This window comes from Kocuria sp. CH-021 (genome assembly GCF_049716185.1).
GTDB lineage: Bacteria > Actinomycetota > Actinomycetes > Actinomycetales > Micrococcaceae > Kocuria > Kocuria cellulosilytica.
The window spans coordinates 25,945-42,713 of record NZ_JBNAFK010000004.1 but is presented as its reverse complement, the minus strand read 5'-3'; the positions used below and the strand labels follow the sequence as shown (position 1 = coordinate 42,713).

Sequence of the window (16,769 nt, the reverse complement as noted above, 5' to 3'; positions counted from 1 at the left end):
GGGGGACGCGGGGCACGGTCACAGCCCCAGCAGCGTGCGGGCCTCGCCGACCACGGTGATCGAGCCCGTGACCAGCACGGCGCCGTCGAACTCCGGGCGGGCGGCGGCGTCCTGGACGGCCTCGGTCATCGCGTCGTCGAGCTGGGGCACGGCGTGGACCACGTCCTCCGGGAAGCCGAGGTCCACGGCGAGCTCCACGAGCTCCTGCGGGTCGACCGCCCGCGGCGAGGAGGACCGGGTGAACCAGAACTCGGTGTGGAACTCCTCGTACTCGTCCAGCAGGACCCGCAGCATCGCCTCGGCGTCCTTCTCCTGGAGCACCCCCACCACGAGATTGAGCTTCCCGAACGTGAAGGCCTCCTTGAGGGCGGCCGCCGCGGCCGTGAGCCCGTGCGGGTTGTGCGCGGCGTCGAGCACCACCGGGGGCGCCTTGCGGGCCAGCTCCAGCCGCCCCGGGGACTCGACGGCGCCGAGTCCGGTGCGGACCAGCTCGGGGCTGAGCTCCTTGTCCCCGCCGCCCAGGAAGGCCTCCACGGCGGCGACGGCCAGCGCGGCGTTCTCCGCCTGGTGCGCGCCGAACAGCGGCAGCAGGACCTCGGGGTACCGTCCGGCCAGGCCCTGCAGGTCGAGCACCTGCCCGCCCACGGCCGTGGCGCGGGACTCCACGCCGAACTCGACGCCGCCGAACCGGAACGGGATCCCGAGCTCCCGGGCCCGGGCGAGCAGCACCTCGGCGGCCTCCGGGTCCTGGGCGGCGGAGACGAGGAACCCGCCCGGCTTGAGGATCCCGGCCTTCTCGGCGGCGATCTCGGCGAGCGTGTCGCCGAGCATGTCGGTGTGGTCGAGGTCGACGGGCGTGACCACGGAGACCACGGCGTCGGCCACGTTCGTGGCGTCCCAGGAGCCGCCGATGCCCACCTCGAGGACGACGACGTCGACCGGCGCGTCCGCGAAGACCGCGAACGCGAGCGCCGTGACGGTCTCGAAGTAGCTGAGCCGGGGCTCGCCCCGCTCGGCCAGCTCGGCGTCCACGAAGCCGAGGTACGGGGCGATCTCGCCGTACACGCGCACGAACGTCGCGTCGTCGACGGGCGCGCCGTCCACGCTGATCCGCTCGGTGACCCGGGAGAGGTGGGGGCTCGTGTAGCGGCCCACCCGCAGGTCGTGGGCGAGCAGCAGGGCCTCGATCATCCGGGCGGTCGAGGTCTTGCCGTTGGTGCCGGTCAGGTGGATCACCGGGGCGGCGCGCTGCGGCTCGCCGAGGACCTCCATGGTCCGGCGCATCGCGTCCAGGCGCGGGGCCATCCGGTTCTCGGGGGCGCGCTCGAGCAGCCGGGCGTAGACCTCCTCGACCGTCTCCGCGCCGCCGGTCTCCGCGAACGGGGCGCTCACGCCTGCACCGCCCCGGCGTCGACAGCGGTGCCGGCCGGACGCCCGGCCGCAGTCCCCACGACGGTCACCGCCACGGACGGCTCGCCCACGCGCAGCTCGAGCTCCGCGGAGAGCGTCTCGCCCGCCACGAGCCCGCGATTGGCCTCGAGCGCGGCGACCGTCCGCTCGTCCGCGGTCACGACCGTGCGGATCCGGTCGGAGACCTGGAGAGCGGCGTCCTTGCGGGCCTGCTGGATCGCCCGGACCATGTCCCGGGCCGTGCCCTCGGCCTCGAGCTCGGGGGTGAGCTCGGTGTCGAGGACGAGGAACCCGCCGCCGGGCAGGACGGCCACGGCGCGCGAGCCGGCGGCCGCGTCCTGGGCCACGACGGTCTCGAGCTCGTACTCGCCCTCCTGCAGCGCCACCCCGCCGGCGGTGACGGTGCCGTCCTCCGCGGTGGACCAGTCCCCCGCCTTGGCGGCCTTGATCACGGCCTGCACGCCCTTGCCCAGGCGCGGGCCCGCGGCGCGGGCGTTCACCTTGAGCTGCTGGGAGATGCCGAACTGCTCCGCGGAGGCCTCGGCGGCGTCCAGCAGGGTCACGGACTTCAGGTTCAGCTCGTCCGCGACGATGCGCTCGAAGGTGCCGGCGAGCTCGTCGCCCCCGGGCACCACCACGGTCATCCCGGCCAGCGGCTGGCGCACGCGCAGCTGGTGGGCCTTGCGCAGCGCGGAGCCGTTGGAGCAGATGGTGCGGGTCGTCTCCATGCGCGCCACCAGGCCGGCCTCGGCCGGGAACAGCGAGGCGTCCGGCCAGTCGGTCAGGTGCACCGAGCGCCCGGCGGTCAGCCCGCGCCAGATCTCCTCGGCGACCAGCGGCAGCAGCGGGGCTGCCACCCGGCAGACCGTCTCCAGGCACGTGTACAGCACGTCGAAGGCGACGGTGTCCTCGTCGAAGAACCGGTCCCGGGAGCGGCGCACGTACCAGTTGGTCAGCGTGTCCATGTAGGAGCGCAGGTGCTCCGCGGCGCCCGAGACGTCGTAGCGGTCGAAGGCGTCCTGCACGTCCGTCACGAGCCGGCCGGTGGCGGCGAGCACGAAGCGGTCCATCACGTTCCCGGACTCGTGGCGGGTCCGTGCCTCGTAGCCGGCGCCCCCGTTCGCGGCGTTCGTGTAGAGACCGAAGAAGTGGTACACGTTCCACAGCGGCAGCATCATCTGGCGCACGCCGTCCCGGATGCCCTGCTCGGTCACGACCAGGTTCCCGCCGCGCAGGATGGGGCTGGACATCAGGAACCAGCGCATCGCGTCGGCGCCGTCCCGGTCCAGGACCTCGTTGACGTCCGGGTAGTTGCGCAGGGACTTCGACATCTTCTGCCCGTCGGAGCCCAGCACGATCCCGTGGCTGATGACGTTGCGGAACGCGGGCCGGTCGAACAGCGCCGTGGCCAGGATGTGCAGCGTGTAGAACCAGCCTCGGGTCTGGCCGATGTACTCCACGATGAAGTCGCCGGGGTTGTGGGTCTCGAACCACTCCCGGTTCTCCATCGGGTAGTGCACCTGCGCGTACGGCATCGACCCGGAGTCGAACCACACGTCCAGCACCTCGGGCACGCGCCGCATCGTGGCGCGGCCGGTCGGGTCGTCGGGGTTCGGGCGGGTCAGCTCGTCGATCCACGGCCGGTGCAGGTCGACCTCGCCCCGGTCGTTGACCGGCAGGCGGCCGAAGTCGGCCTCCAGCTCGGCGAGGGAGCCGTAGACGTCGCGGCGCGGGTGCTCGGGGTCGTCGGACTCCCAGACCGGGATGGGCGAGCCCCAGTAGCGGTTGCGGGAGATCGACCAGTCGCGGGCGTTCTCCAGCCACTTGCCGAACTGGCCGTCCTTGACGTTCTCCGGGATCCAGTGGATCTGCTGGTTGAGCTCGACCATCCGCTCCTTGATCCGGGTGACCTCCACGAACCAGGAGGACACGGCCCGGTAGATGAGCGGATTGCGGCAGCGCCAGCAGTGCGGGTACGGGTGCTCGTAGGTGGCCTGCCGGACCAGCCGGTCCTGCGCCTTGAGGTCCCGGATCACCGTGCGCGCCACGTCCCTGTCGAAGACGTTGCGCCCGGCGATCCCGGCCAGGGGCGCCCCCGGGGCGAGCCGCTCGTCCTCGAAGAGCCGGTAGAACACCCCCGACTCGTCGAGGGAGAGCACCACGGGGATGTCGTAGCGGGCGCAGACGTTCTGGTCGTCCTCGCCGTAGGCGGGCGCCTGGTGCACCAGCCCGGTGCCGTCGGTCGTGGTGACGTAGTCGGCCACGACGAACTGCCAGGACGTGCCCGTGCCGAAGCGCTCGGCGTCGGCGAAGTAGTCCCACAGCCGCTGGTAGCGCAGCCCCTCGAGGTCCGCGCCGGGGTGCCGGGCGGTCACGGCGGCGGCCGCGGCCGAAGCCGGGTCCTCGGCGTCCCCGTAGCCGAGGTCCTTGGCGTAGGCGCCCAGCAGCTCCTCGGCGACCAGGAAGCGCCGGCCCGCGAGCTCCCCCGCGCCGGGGACCACGGCGTAGACGATCCCGGGGCCCACGGCGATCGCCTGGTTGGTGGGCAGCGTCCAGGGGGTGGTGGTCCAGGCGAGGGCCTCGACCCCGGCGAGCTCGGCGGCCAGCTCGGGCCGGACCGCCCACGAGGCGTCGTCGAGCACCGGGAACGTGACGGTGACCGTCTGGTCCTGGCGGTCCTGGTAGACGTCGTCGTCCATCCGCAGCTCGTGGTTGGACAGCGGGGTCTCGTCCTTCCAGCAGTACGGCAGGACGCGGTAGCCGGAGTAGACGAGGCCCTTGTCGTCGAGCGCCTTGAACGCCGCGATCACGGACTCCATGTAGTCCGGGTTGAGGGTCTTGTAGTCGTTGTCGAAGTCGACCCAGCGCGCCTGGCGGGTGACGTAGTCCTGCCACTCGGAGGCGTACTTCATCACGGAGGACCGGCAGGCGTCGTTGAACGCCGCGACGCCCATCCGCTCGATCTCCTGCTTGTCCGCCATCCCGAGCTGCTTCATCGCCTCCAGCTCGGCGGGCAGGCCGTGGGTGTCCCAGCCGAAGCGGCGCTCCACCCGGCGCCCCTGCTGGGTCTGGTACCGGGCCACGAGGTCCTTGACGTAGCCCGTGAGGAGGTGGCCGTAGTGCGGCAGGCCGTTGGCGAAGGGCGGGCCGTCGTAGAACACGAACTCGTTGGCGCCGTCCCGGCCGGGATCGCGCTGGTCCACGCTGGCCTGGAACGTACGGTCCTGCGCCCAGTAGGCCAGGACGCGCTCCTCGACGGCGGGGAACGCGGGCGCCGCGGGGACGCCGCGGGCCTCGGGGTCGGTGGTCGCCTTGGGGTAGACGGGCTGGTCTGACACGGGGTCCATCCTCGTTCTGACGTCGGTGCTGCTCGTGCGGGTCAGGGTGCAAGGACGCTGCCGGCCGGTCGCCCGGGGCGGAACGCGGTACCACCTCGCTTGCGCCCCGGTCCCCGGGGGGACGCGGGCCGCCGCTCGTGACTGCTGTGACGGGCTTACCCGTTCGGTTCTACTGGGGGCCCGGGGGCCCTGTTCTTCCGAAGGCTCCCCGGTGATGGCCGGATCGACGCCGCGATGACTGCCCCCATCTTAACCCACCCGGCAGCCCGCCGAGGTCGCGGCTGTCGGCGACCCGGGCTCGCCGGGTCGCCGACAGCCGCAATCTCGGCGGGGGCTACGAGCAGGGGGCTACGAGCGGCGGATCATCTTGTGCGGGGCCGCCTGGGCGACCGGCTTGACGGTCACGGTGTCGAGGTCCACGTGGTGCGGCAGGTTCACCGCGAAGATGCACACCTGGGCGACGTCCTCGGCGGTGAGGGGCTTGTCCACGCCCGCGTAGACCTGCTCCGCGGCCTGCTGGTCCCCGCCGAGGCGGTTGAGCGAGAACTCGGGGGTGTGCACGAGGCCCGGGGCGATCTCGACCACGCGCACGTTGTGCTCGGCCTCCTCGAGCCGCAGCGCCTCCGTCATGGCCCGCTGGGCGTACTTCGCGGCGTTGTAGCCGCCGCCGCCCTCGTAGGCCCGGTGCGCCGCGAGGGACGTGAGGTTCAGGACGGTGCCCTCGCCGTTCTCGCGCAGGGCGGGGAGGAAGGCCCGGGTCAGGCGCATCGTGCCGAGCACGTTGACCTGGTACATCCACTCCCAGTCCTCGGTGCCGGCCTCGGCCACCCGGTCGGTGCCGCGGGCGCCGCCGGAGATGTTGAGCAGCGCGTCCACGCGGCCCTGCTCCTCCAGCACCTGGTCCCGGAGGGCGTCCACGTCGGCGTCCGAGGTGATGTCGCACGGGGCGGGGATGGCTCCCGTCTCCCGGGCCAGCGCCTCCAGGCGCTCGGCGCGGCGGGCCACCGCGTAGACGGTCCAGCCGCTGCGGCGCAGCTCGCGCGCGGTGGCCTCCCCGATGCCGGTCGAGGCGCCGGTGACGACGGCGACCCGGCCGGTGTGCGTGTGCGGACTCTGCTGATCGGTCATGGGCCCCACGCTAGCCGGGCACCGGGCACCGCCCAAGGACCGGGGCGTCGGGGCCCGCCCCGGGGCTCGTGAGAGACTGGTCCGCATGGCTGACAACACGCAGGGCACAGACACGCCCGGAACCGCACCGGAGACCACGCCCGCCACCACGCCCGTGACCGTTCCCGAGAAGCCCGCGCTGGAGGGTCTGGAGCAGAAGTACTCGCGCACGTGGCGCGAGGAGGGCACCTACGCGTTCGACGAGGACACGACCCGCGAGCAGGTCTACTCGATCGACACTCCCCCGCCGACCGCCTCCGGCTCCCTGCACGTCGGCCACATGTTCTCCTACACGCAGACCGACGTGATCGCCCGGTTCCAGCGGATGAGCGGCAAGAACGTGTTCTATCCGCTGGGCTGGGACGACAACGGGCTGCCCACCGAGCGCCGCGTGCAGAACTACTACGGCGTGCGCTGCGACCCCACCCGGCCCTATGTGGAGGGCTACCGCCCGCCGGAGAAGCCCGCGAAGAACCAGCGCGACTGGGACGTGGTCTCCCGCAGGAACTTCATCGAGCTGTGCGAGGAGCTGGCGGTCGAGGACGAGAAGGTCTTCGAGCACCTGTTCTCCACGCTGGGCCTGTCCGTGGACTGGACCCGCACCTACCGCACCATCGACGCCCGCTCGCGGGCGGTCTCCCAGCGCGCCTTCCTCCAGGACCTCGAGGCCGGCAACGCCTACATGGCCGAGGCCCCCACCCTGTGGGACGTCACCTTCCGCACGGCGGTCGCCCAGGCCGAGCTCGAGGACCGGGAGCGCGAGGGGACCTACCACCGCGTGGCCTTCCACCGTCCCGACGGCGAGCCGGTGCACATCGAGACCACCCGCCCCGAGCTGCTGCCGGCGTGCGTGGCCCTCGTGGCGCACCCCGACGACGAGCGGTACCAGCCGCTGTTCGGCACCACGGTGCGCTCCCCGCTGTTCGACGTCGAGGTCGAGGTCCGGGCGCACCCGCTGGCCAAGCCGGACAAGGGCTCCGGGATCGCCATGATCTGCACCTTCGGCGACCTCACCGACGTCACCTGGTGGCGGGAGCTGGACCTGCCCACCCGCGCGCTGATCGGCCGCGACGGCCGCTTCGCGGGTGAGACCCCCGAGTGGATCGCCGCCGGCGCCCCGGCCGAGCACTACGCCGAGGTGGCCGGCAAGACCGTGTTCTCGGCCCAGCAGGCCGTCGTGGAGATGCTCCGCGCGTCCGGGGACCTGGCGGGCGAGCCCCGGAAGGTCATGCACCCGGTGAACTTCTACGAGAAGGGCGACAAGCCCCTCGAGGTCGTGACCTCCCGCCAGTGGTACATCCGCAACGGCGGCCGCGACGCCGAGCGGCGCGAGGCGCTGCTGGCGCGCGGCCGCGAGATGGACTGGCACCCGGCGTTCATGCGCTCCCGGTACGAGAACTGGATCGAGGGCCTGCACGGCGACTGGCTGATCTCCCGCCAGCGCTTCTTCGGGGTGCCGTTCCCGGTCTGGTACCGGCTCGACGGCGACGGCAACCCGGACTACGACGCCCCCGTCCTGCCCGCCCTCGACCAGCTGCCCGTGGACCCGGCCGCCGACCCCGCCCCCGGCTTCGACGAGTCCCAGCGGGACCGGCCGCACGGCTTCACGGGCGACCCGGACGTGCTCGACACCTGGGCCACGTCCTCGCTGACCCCCCAGATCGCCACGGGTTGGGCGTTCGACGAGCGGCTGCACGCCAACACCTTCCCGATGGACCTCCGGCCCCAGGGCCACGACATCATCCGGACCTGGCTGTTCTCCACGGTGGTGCGCTCCGAGTCGCTGGCCGGCACGGTGCCCTGGACCAACACCGCGCTCTCCGGGTGGATCCTCGACCCGGACCGCAAGAAGATGTCCAAGTCCAAGGGCAACGTGGTGGTCCCCACGGAGGTGCTCGAGAACTACGGGGCCGACGCGGTGCGCTACTGGGCCGCGTCCGCCCGCCTGGGCGCGGACACCGCCTACGACGAGGGGCAGATGAAGATCGGCCGCCGGCTGGCCATCAAGCTGCTCAACGCCTCGAAGTTCGTCCTCGCCCAGGGCGTCACCGAGGCCTCCGTGCTCGGCGCCGGGGCGTCCACGGACGTCGTGACCGACCCCGTCGACCGGGCGCTGCTCGCCCAGCTGGGCACGGTCGTGGAGCGCGCCACCCAGGCGTTCCGGGACTACGAGTACGCCCGCGCCCTGCAGCTCACCGAGCAGTTCTTCTGGACCTTCACCGACGACTACGTCGAGCTCGTCAAGGACCGCGCCTACGGCGCCCGCGGGGAGGCTGCGCAGGCGTCCGTGCACGCGGCGCTCGCCACGACCCTCGACGCGCTGCTGCGCCTGTTCGCCCCCGTCCTGCCGTTCGCCACGGACGAGGTCTGGTCCTGGTGGCGCTCCGGCTCCGTGCACCAGGCGGCCTGGCCGAGCGCCGAGGGCTTCGCGGAGGCCGTGGCCGACGCCGACCCGGAGGTGCTCACGACCGTGGGCGAGGCCCTCTCCGGACTGCGCAAGGCGAAGTCGGAGGCCAAGGTCAAGCAGCGCACCGCGGTGCGCTCGGCGACCATCACGGCCTCCCCCGAGGACGTGGCCCGTCTCGAGGCGGGCCTGGGCGACCTCAGGGCCGCGGGCAACGCCGCCGAGCTCGTGCTCGTCGCCGGGCCGGAGGGCCTGGCCGTGCGCGACGTCGAGCTGGTCCCGGCGGAGGAGCCGGCCCGGTAGGACCGCGCGGAGCGCAGCACGAGGGCCCGGCCGCCGCGGCGGCCGGGCCCTCGTGCGTCCCCGGCGGGTCCGCGCGTGCGGTCCCCGGGGACAGGACTCAGTCGAAGACCGGCTCCGCGGTGCGGGAGCGCTTGAGCTCGAAGAACCCCGGGTAGCCGGCCAGCAGCACGGCGCCGTCGAAGATCCGGCCGGCCTCCTCGCCCGTGGGCGCCGGGGACATGACGGGCCCGAAGAAGGCCGTGCCGTTCACGGCGATCACGGGGGTGCCGACGTCGTCGCCCACCCGGTCCTGCGCCTCCTTCTGCGAGGCCCGGACCAGGTCGTCCCAGCGGTCGGTGTCCGCGGCGGCGGCCAGCCCGGCCGGGAGGCCGACCTCGGCCAGGGACTCGGCGATCACGGCGCCGAAGTCCTTCTGCCCGCCCGGGTGGAGCCGGGTGCCCATGGCGTCGTAGAGCGCCTTGACGTGCTCGGGGCCGTGCTCCTCACGGGCGGCGACGACCACGCGGACGGGGCCCCACGCCTTCTGCAGGAACGTCCTGTAGTCCTCCGGCAGCTCGTCGCGCCCCTCGTTGAGGACGGCCAGCGACATGATCCGCCAGTCCACCTCGACGTCGCGGACCTTCTCCACCTCGAGCATCCAGCGGGAGGTCATCCACGCCCAGGGGCACGCGGGGTCGAACCAGAACTCCACCTTGTCCGTCATCAGCTTCCTCTCGTGCGGGCGTCCGCCGGGGGTGGCGGACGCGTCACCGGGTAGAAGCCACGGATCAGGCGGTTTTGTTCCGGTTCTGCTCCTCGCGGATCATCTCGTGGGTGATGACCTCCGGCTCGGCCTGCTTGGCCACGGCCTCCGCGGTCACCAGCACGGCGGCGATGTCGTCCCGGCTGGGGAGCTCGAACATGACGGGCTGGAGCACGTCCTCCAGGATGGCGCGCAGCCCGCGGGCGCCCGTGCCCCGCTTGATCGCGAGCTCGGCCACGGCCGTCAGCGCCTCGGGGTCGAACGTGAGCTCGACCCCGTCCAGCTGGAACATCTTCTTGTACTGCTTCACGAGCGCGTTGCGCGGCTCGGTGAGGATGCGGGCGAGGTCGGCCACCGACAGCTCGCGCAGCGTGGTCACCACGGGCAGGCGGCCGATGAGCTCGGGGATCAGGCCGAACTTCAGCAGGTCCTCCGGCATGACGTCGGCCATCACCTCGTCCCGGGTCCCCGCCTGCTTGAGCTCCGCGCCGAAGCCGATGCTCGTGCGCCCGGCCCGGGACTCCACGATGTCCTCGAGGCCGGCGAACGCCCCGGCCACGACGAACAGGACGTTGGTGGTGTCGATCTGGATGAACTCCTGCTGCGGGTGCTTGCGCCCGCCCTGCGGCGGCACCGACGCCACGGTGCCCTCGAGGATCTTCAGCAGCGCCTGCTGCACGCCCTCCCCGGAGACGTCGCGGGTGATCGAGGGGTTCTCGGACTTGCGCGAGATCTTGTCGATCTCGTCGATGTAGATGATGCCCGTCTCGGCCCGCTTGACGTCGTAGTCGGCGGCCTGGATGAGCTTGAGCAGGATGTTCTCGACGTCCTCTCCGACGTAGCCGGCCTCCGTGAGGGACGTGGCGTCCGCGACGGCGAAGGGCACGTCCAGCCGGCGCGCCAGCGACTGCGCCAGGTACGTCTTGCCGGAGCCGGTGGGCCCGACCAGCAGGATGTTGGACTTCGCGATCTCGACGTCCTCGTCACCGGCAGCCGTGGCCAGGGACAGGGGCTTGCCGTTCTCCCCGGCCCGGACCCGCTTGTAGTGGTTGTACACGGCCACGGCCAGCGCGCGCTTGGCGGTCTCCTGGCCGATCACGTACTGGTGGAGGTGCTGGTAGATCTCGTGGGGCGTGGGGAGCTCCTGCTGCTCGAGGTCCTTGACCTCGCTCAGCTCCTCCTCGATGATCTCGTTGCACAGCTCGATGCACTCGTCGCAGATGTAGACGCGCGGGCCCGCGATGAGCTTGCGGACCTGCTTCTGGCTCTTGCCGCAGAAGGAGCACTTGAGCAGGTCCGCGGTCTCGCCGATGCGCGCCATGAAACAGTCCTCCGGTCGGGTACGGGAAATCCTCGTCCAGGATAGGCGAGGACCGGGCCCCGCCCCAACACCGGGGTGCGGTCGGGCGGGCTGCCCGGGTCAGGAGGTGACGGTCGCGGGCTTGTGGATCTTGCGGGACTCCAGGACGTGGTCCACGATCCCGTACTCCTTGGCGGCGGCCGCGGTGAGGATCTTGTCGCGCTCGATGTCCCGGTTGACCTCCTCGGAGGTCTTGCCGGAGTGCAGGGCCAGGGTGTCCTCGAGCCACTCGCGCATGCGCATGATCTCGTTGGCCTGGATCTCGATGTCCGAGGCCTGTCCCCCGCCCTGGCCGGACATGGCCGGCTGGTGGATGAGCACGCGGGCGTTCGGCAGGGCCAGTCGCTTGCCCGGGGTGCCGCCGGCGAGCAGCACCGCGGCCGCGGACGCGGCCTGCCCGAGGCAGACCGTCTGGATCTCGGGCCGGATGAACTGCATCGTGTCGTAGATGGCGGTCATCGCGGTGAACGACCCGCCCGGGGAGTTGATGTACATCGTGATGTCGCGGTCGGCGTCCTGCGCCTCGAGCACGAGCAGCTGGGCCATGACGTCGTCGGCCGAGGCGTCGTCGACCTGGACGCCCAGGAAGATGATCCGGTCCTCGAACAGCTTGGTGTAGGGGTTCTGCCGGCGGTACCCGTAGGGGGTGCGCTCCTCGAAGTCGGGGAGCACGTAGCGGCTGGTGGGCAGGGCGGCCGCGGAACCGGCCGTGGACGAGGGTCCGTGGGTGAAGGTCATGGTTGAGTTCCTCGGAGGTCTGGAAGAGCGTGCCGGGTGGATGGGTGGGACCGCCGAGGTCCTACGCCTGGTCCTTCGTGTCCTGGTCCTTCATGGTCCCGCCGCCACCGGTCATGGACCCGGCCGAGCTGGCGATGTGGTCGAAGAAGCCGTACTCGAGGCCGCGCTGGGCGTCGAACCAGTTGTCGCGGTCGTTGTCCCGCAGGATCGTCTCCAGGGTCTGGCCGGTCTGCTCGGCGGTGAGCTCCGCGAGGCGCTGCTTCATCGACAGGATGAGCTCGGCCTGCACCCGGATGTCCGAGGCCGTGCCGCCCATGCCGCCGGAGGGCTGGTGCATGAGGATGCGGGCGTTCGGGGTGGAGTAGCGCTTGCCCTTGGTGCCCGAGGAGAGCAGGAACTGGCCCATCGAAGCGGCCAGGCCCGTGGCCACGGTGACCACGTCGTTCGGGATGAGCTGCATGGTGTCGTAGATCGCCATGCCGGCGGTGACGGACCCGCCCGGGGAGTTGATGTACAGGAAGATGTCCGCCTGCGGGTCCTCGGCCGAGAGCAGCAGCATCTGCGAGCAGATGAGGTTCGCGTTGTCGTCGCGCACCTCGGAGCCCAGCCAGATGATGCGCTCCTTGAGCAGCCGGTTGTAGACGTAGTCGTCCTGGCCGCCCATCGGGCCGCCGCCCTGCAGGCGCGGTCCGGTGGAGGTTGCGTGGGTCGAGCCGAACGGCGACTCGTGAGCGGAGGTCATGTAACAGTGCCTCTTTCGTCCGTGTGGTCCGGTGATCTCTGAACAGAACACTAGTGCCCGCCCCGGGCCCGGGCCGGTCCGCGTCCGGGTTGTTCGCTGATGGCGCATGGTCGGCGCCGGGGGCCCCGCGACGGACGAAGGCGCCGCCGTCCCGGGCGGGACGGCGGCGCCTTCGGGGCGTGCTCAGGAACTCACTTGGCGGAGTCCGGGGAGTCGGCCGACTCGGCGGACTCCGGGGAGTCGCCGGACTCCGGGGACTCGGGCGAGTCCGCGGACTCCTCCTCGGTGCCGGGGGTCGGGGCCGCGGTGGTCTCCTCGGGCTCGACCTCCTCGGCGGGCTCCCCGGCCTGCTCCTCGCCCTGGGGGCGCACGAACTCGGAGAGGTCCACCGTGTTGCCCTCGGTGTCGGTGACCGTCGCGTACTCCAGGACCTTGGCGAGGGCCTTGCGGCGCCGCACCTCGCCCACCATCAGGCCGGCCTGGCCCGAGGAGTCCAGCAGCTGGGCGAACTGGTTCGGGTCCATGCCGTACTGCTGGGACATGTTGATGATGTAGTCGATCAGCTCGGACTGCTCGACGCCGATCTCCTCGGCCTCGGCGACCGCGTCCAGCACGATCTCGTTGCGGAAGGCGTCCTCGGCGTTCTTCTGGACCTCGGCCCGGTGGTCCGGGGTGTCGTGGTCCGCCTCGGCCTGCGGGTTGTCGAAGTGCTGGGCGATCTGCTCGTCGATCACGGCCTGCGGCACGGGGATCTCCACGAGGGCCAGCAGCTTCTCCAGGACCTTGTCGCGGGCCTCGACGCCCTGCTCCACCACGGTGCCCTCGGCGGCCTGCTTCTTCAGGTCCTCCTTGAGCTCCTCGATGGTGTCGAACTCGGAGGCCAGCTGGGCGAACTCGTCGTCGGCCTCGGGCAGCTCGCGCTCCTTGACGGCGGTGACCTTGACCTTGACGGTCGCGTCCTCGCCGCTGTGCTCGCCGCCGGCGAGCTTGGTCTCGAACGTCGCGTCCTCGTCGGCGGAGAGGCCGGTGATGGCCTCGTCCATGCCGTCGAGCATCGTGCCGGCGCCCACCTGGTAGGACAGGTCGTTGGCGGCGTCGACCTCCTCGCCGTCGACCAGGGCCTGCAGGTCGAGGGTGACGAAGTCGCCCTCGGCGGCGGGGCGGTCCACGGTCTTGAGGGTGCCGAAGCGCCCGCGCAGCTCGTCGAGGGCCTTCTGCTCGTCCTCGGCGGAGGCCTCGCGGGCCTCGACCTGGACCTCGAGGCCCTTGTAGTCGGGCAGCTCGATCTCGGGGCGCACCGCCACGTCGATCTCGACCTTGGTGTCCGCCTCGCGGTCGGTCTCGTCGGGCTTCGCGACGACCTCGACCTGGGGCTGGGTCAGCGGGGTGATCTCGTTCTCGGCCAGGGCCTGCTGGAAGAAGGTGTTCAGGCCCTCGTTGAGCGCGTTCTCGACGACGAAGTCGAAGCCCACGCGCTGCTCGATCAGCCGGGCCGGAACCTTGCCGCGGCGGAAGCCGGGGACCTGGATCTGGTTGGCGAGCGAGGTGTAGGTCTGGTCGATGAACGGCTTCAGTTCCGCGAACGGGACGTCCACCACGATCTTGACCTGGGTGGGATTGAGTTTCTCGACGGCGCTCTTCACTTCCGCTGCACTCCTGAGTGGTAGGTCGGTTGGGTCTTCCGGTGCCGTTGCCCGGCCCGGGACAGTCGGGAAGGCGGCTGCCCGGCGGGGCCGGACAACCGCTCCAACGTCGGGGCGACAGGACTCGAACCTGCGATCTCCTGCTCCCAAAGCAGGCGCGCTAGCCACTACGCTACGCCCCGGTACCTGCAGCCTCGGCTGCAACGACTGCGGTCCTGGCAGGTGGAAAACGGTGCACTCACCAGAAACCACCGGCGAGTCTACCGGCTGGGCGGACGGGGCCGCACCTCGGCCCGCCGGGAGCCGCCCGGACGGCCCCGGCGCGATCCGCCGGACGCTGCCCGCGGGGCCGTCCGGCCCTGGGGGATTTGACACTGCGCGCGCCGGGCCGGTTAATGGGATTGGCCTCGACAGAGCGCCCTGTGGGGATGTAGCTCAATGGTAGAGCCTCAGTCTTCCAAACTGATTACGCGGGTTCGATTCCCGTCATCCCCTCGTCGCCCCGAACGCCCCGGTCCCCGGACCGGGGCGTTCGTCGTTCCCGGACCATCCCGCCCGGCGTGCGGCCCGGCCGCCGGGTCCCCGGCCGTGCGCAGGCCCCGGCCGACGGAGGGAGGACGGAGCCTGCTGCTGTCCGGTGGGCGCCGCGAACGCCCGGTCCGCACCGCGGGCCGCCGGCGCGGGGCCTCAGCGGACGAGGCCGACGACCCGCCAGAACCGGCCCCGGTGGGCGTACACGGGCCGCAGGCCCCGGCCGCGCAGCACCGCGAGCATGGCCTCGGGGGAATGGGCGTAGTTGCGGAAGCTCCGCCCCGTGGCCCGGTAGAACGCGTTGAGCAGGGCCAGGGACGCCCGGACCGCCGGGGTGCGGGGCGGGAAGCTGAGGACCAGCAGCCGCCCGGCGTGGTCCGCGGCGGCCGTGAGGAGCCGCTCGTGGTCGGGATAGCAGCACACCACGCGGTGCAGGACCACGACGTCGTGGGGCTCCACCGCACCGGGGTCGGCCGCGATGTCGAGCCGGCGCCGGGTCGTGCGGCCGGCCGTCCCGGCCGCCGCGGCGAGGGCCGAGGCCTCCGCCTCGTAGGAGTCGACGAGCTCGAGGTTCGTGGTGCGGGCCGCGCCGCGGCGCAGCAGCTCGAGCTGGACCTCCCCGACCCCGCCGCCGATCTCCAGCACGCGGGCCCCCTCGATCCCGTGGGCGGCCAGGAAGCCGAGGAGCCGCCGCGTGGTCCGGTCCGGGCCGGTGCGCCGGTACCGGGCGGCGAGGTGGCGGGCGAGCCGGGGCCCGAAGACGCCCTCGTAGGCCCCGGGGCCGCAGCAGCTGCTCATGGGAGCAGGATATCCCCGCCCGGGCCCCGGGTCAGCGCTGGCAGGAGGGGCACCAGTAGAGCGCGCGCCCCTCCAGCTCCCCGGCCGCCACGGGCGTGCCGCACCGGCGGCACGGCAGGCCCTGGCGCTTGTAGACCAGGTGAGCGTGCTCCGGCCAGGCCCGTTCCGCCGGCGTGCCCGGGCGGTCCCCGGGGTCGGTCGTCACGATCCGGCCGAGCCGCACGCCCGTGCGCATGAGGGCCGCGTTCTCCGCCCACAGCGCCAGCAGCACGGGCTCGCCGAGCGCGCGCCCCGGCGTCATCGGGTCCAGTCCGCGCCGGAACAGCGACTCCGCCCGGAAGATGTTGCCGACCCCGGCCACGACCGCCTGGTCCATCAGCAGCGCGCCCACCGGGCGGCGGCTGCGCCGCGCCGCCGCCACGAAGGGGGCGGGGTCCGCGTGCGGGTCGAGCGGGTCCGGTCCCAGGCGCGCCCGGGCCGCCTCGGCCTCGGCGCGGGTCTCGAGCACGCACAGCGCGGGTCCGCGCAGGTCGGCCCAGCCCTCGTCCCCGACCAGCCGCACGCGCACCGCCCCCACCGGCGGGGGCGGGACCGGCGGGCCGGCGGAGGGGGCGCCGTCGTCGGGGGCGCCGTCGTCGAGGGCCTCCCGCTCGCCGATCCGGCGCGGGGCCCCGATCGAGGAGGCGCCCCGGAAGCGGTCGGTGCCGCCGAAGCTCCACGCGCCGTAGAGGCCGAGGTGCGAGCGCAGCACGCGGTCCCCGGCGAAGTCGAGGAACAGCTGCTTGCCGTGGGCCCGCGCCGCCTCGAGCACGGCGCCGTCCAGGGCGGCCGCGCCGTCGGCGAAGCGCCCCTGCGGGGAGCTCACGGACAGGGCCTGTCCCACGAAGCAGTCGGCGAACTGGCGGGCGAGCCGGTGGACCGAGTGGCCCTCCGGCACTCAGGCCTCCCGGGCGGCCGGGAACTCGCGCGGGCGCAGCTCCTCCAGCCTGCCGGCGACGGTGCCGGTGGTCTCGTACTCGCCGATCTGCGCGATCCGCCGCTCGTGGCGCTCCTCCCCGGAGAAGGGCTCCGCGAGGAACGCCCGCACGATCTCCAGCGCCTCCTCCCGGGGGTGCTGGCGTCCTCCGACCGCCACGACCTGGGCGTCGTTGTGCTGGCGCGCGAGCCGGGCGGTGTCGAGGTTCCAGGCCAGGGCCGCCCGGATGCCCGCGACCTTGTTCGCGGCGATCTGCTCGCCGTTGCCCGATCCGCCCAGCACGATGCCGAGGGAGTCGAGACCGGCGTCCCGGTCCGCCCGGACCGCGCGCGCGGCGCTGATGCAGAACGCGGGGTAGTCGTCGAGGGCGTCGTACTCGGCGGGGCCGTGGTCGACGAGGTCGTAGCCGGCGGTGACGAGCTCCTCCACCAGGAAGCGGGAGAGGTCCAGTCCGGCGTGGTCGGTGGCGATGTGGACGCGCATGGGCGGCGTGCTCCTGGGATGTCGCGGGAACGGGGCGGGGTCGTGGCGCAGGGCCTGCGGAGGCGGACCGGCCGCCCTCCAGCGTAGTGGGTGCCGCGGCGGCCGGGGCGGACACCGCAGGGCCTCCCGGGACG

The 16,769-nt window shown here is 72.6% G+C and carries 12 protein-coding genes and 2 tRNA genes; 2 read left to right on the top strand and 12 right to left on the bottom strand.

What is annotated here, in order from left to right; translation table 11 throughout:
- Positions 1-18: 18 nt before the first annotated feature.
- From ACPYN7_RS03945 to ACPYN7_RS03935, 3 genes are all read right to left on the bottom strand, one after another.
- Complete coding sequence (locus tag ACPYN7_RS03945; protein WP_058872752.1) at positions 19-1,392, bottom strand: bifunctional folylpolyglutamate synthase/dihydrofolate synthase; 1,374 nt, start codon at positions 1,390-1,392, stop codon at positions 19-21.
- The gene (ileS, locus tag ACPYN7_RS03940) at positions 1,389-4,757 is read right to left on the bottom strand and encodes an isoleucine--tRNA ligase (protein WP_424346738.1); all 3,369 of its coding nucleotides are present in this window, start codon (positions 4,755-4,757) and stop codon (positions 1,389-1,391) included. The genes ACPYN7_RS03945 and ileS overlap by 4 nt, the downstream gene beginning before the upstream one ends.
- Positions 4,758-5,096: 339 nt before the next feature.
- Positions 5,097-5,876, bottom strand: coding sequence for an SDR family oxidoreductase (locus ACPYN7_RS03935; protein WP_424346737.1), 780 nt, complete (start codon positions 5,874-5,876; stop codon positions 5,097-5,099).
- A gap of 85 nt (positions 5,877-5,961) precedes the next feature.
- On the opposite strand from ACPYN7_RS03935, the gene valS reads away from it, so the two are divergent.
- Positions 5,962-8,622: a valine--tRNA ligase gene (valS, locus tag ACPYN7_RS03930; RefSeq protein WP_424346736.1), complete on the top strand. Its 2,661-nt coding sequence runs from the start codon at positions 5,962-5,964 to the stop codon at positions 8,620-8,622.
- Positions 8,623-8,719: 97 nt separating this feature from the next.
- Here the strand turns inward: valS and ACPYN7_RS03925 are convergent, their stop codons facing one another.
- The 6 genes from ACPYN7_RS03925 to ACPYN7_RS03900 all read right to left on the bottom strand — a co-directional run bounded on the left by ACPYN7_RS03925 (position 8,720) and on the right by ACPYN7_RS03900 (position 14,029).
- Positions 8,720-9,325, bottom strand: a complete 606-nt coding sequence (locus tag ACPYN7_RS03925; RefSeq protein ID WP_424346735.1) for a DsbA family protein — start codon at positions 9,323-9,325, stop codon at positions 8,720-8,722.
- A gap of 64 nt (positions 9,326-9,389) precedes the next feature.
- Entirely contained in the window at positions 9,390-10,685 is a 1,296-nt protein-coding gene (clpX, locus tag ACPYN7_RS03920) for an ATP-dependent Clp protease ATP-binding subunit ClpX (protein ID WP_058874177.1), read from the bottom strand.
- Between the two features lie 99 nt (positions 10,686-10,784).
- Positions 10,785-11,462: an ATP-dependent Clp protease proteolytic subunit gene (locus ACPYN7_RS03915; protein ID WP_058874176.1), complete on the bottom strand. Its 678-nt coding sequence runs from the start codon at positions 11,460-11,462 to the stop codon at positions 10,785-10,787.
- Positions 11,463-11,523: 61 nt separating this feature from the next.
- A complete protein-coding gene (locus ACPYN7_RS03910) occupies positions 11,524-12,204 on the bottom strand; it encodes an ATP-dependent Clp protease proteolytic subunit (protein WP_058874175.1) in 681 nt (226 codons plus the stop codon).
- A 191-nt stretch (positions 12,205-12,395) separates the two neighbouring features.
- The gene (gene tig, locus ACPYN7_RS03905) at positions 12,396-13,847 is read right to left on the bottom strand and encodes a trigger factor (protein ID WP_424346734.1); all 1,452 of its coding nucleotides are present in this window, start codon (positions 13,845-13,847) and stop codon (positions 12,396-12,398) included.
- A gap of 109 nt (positions 13,848-13,956) precedes the next feature.
- Positions 13,957-14,029, bottom strand: a tRNA-Pro gene (locus ACPYN7_RS03900).
- A 242-nt stretch (positions 14,030-14,271) separates the two neighbouring features.
- On the opposite strand from ACPYN7_RS03900, the gene ACPYN7_RS03895 reads away from it, so the two are divergent.
- A tRNA-Gly gene (locus ACPYN7_RS03895) sits at positions 14,272-14,342 on the top strand.
- Between the two features lie 192 nt (positions 14,343-14,534).
- Here the strand turns inward: ACPYN7_RS03895 and ACPYN7_RS03890 are convergent.
- The 3 genes from ACPYN7_RS03890 to ACPYN7_RS03880 are packed head-to-tail and all read right to left on the bottom strand — an operon-like array spanning position 14,535 to position 16,635.
- Positions 14,535-15,176 carry a methyltransferase domain-containing protein gene (locus ACPYN7_RS03890; RefSeq protein ID WP_058874173.1) on the bottom strand — a complete coding sequence of 214 codons (642 nt, stop codon included), beginning with the start codon at positions 15,174-15,176 and terminating at the stop codon, positions 14,535-14,537.
- 31 nt (positions 15,177-15,207) lie between these two features.
- Positions 15,208-16,113 (bottom strand): Fpg/Nei family DNA glycosylase, encoded by a 906-nt coding sequence (locus ACPYN7_RS03885; protein ID WP_058874172.1) that lies wholly within the window; start codon positions 16,111-16,113, stop codon positions 15,208-15,210.
- The gene (locus tag ACPYN7_RS03880) at positions 16,114-16,635 is read right to left on the bottom strand and encodes a ribose-5-phosphate isomerase (RefSeq protein ID WP_424346733.1); all 522 of its coding nucleotides are present in this window, start codon (positions 16,633-16,635) and stop codon (positions 16,114-16,116) included.
- Between the last annotated feature and the right edge of the window lie 134 nt (positions 16,636-16,769).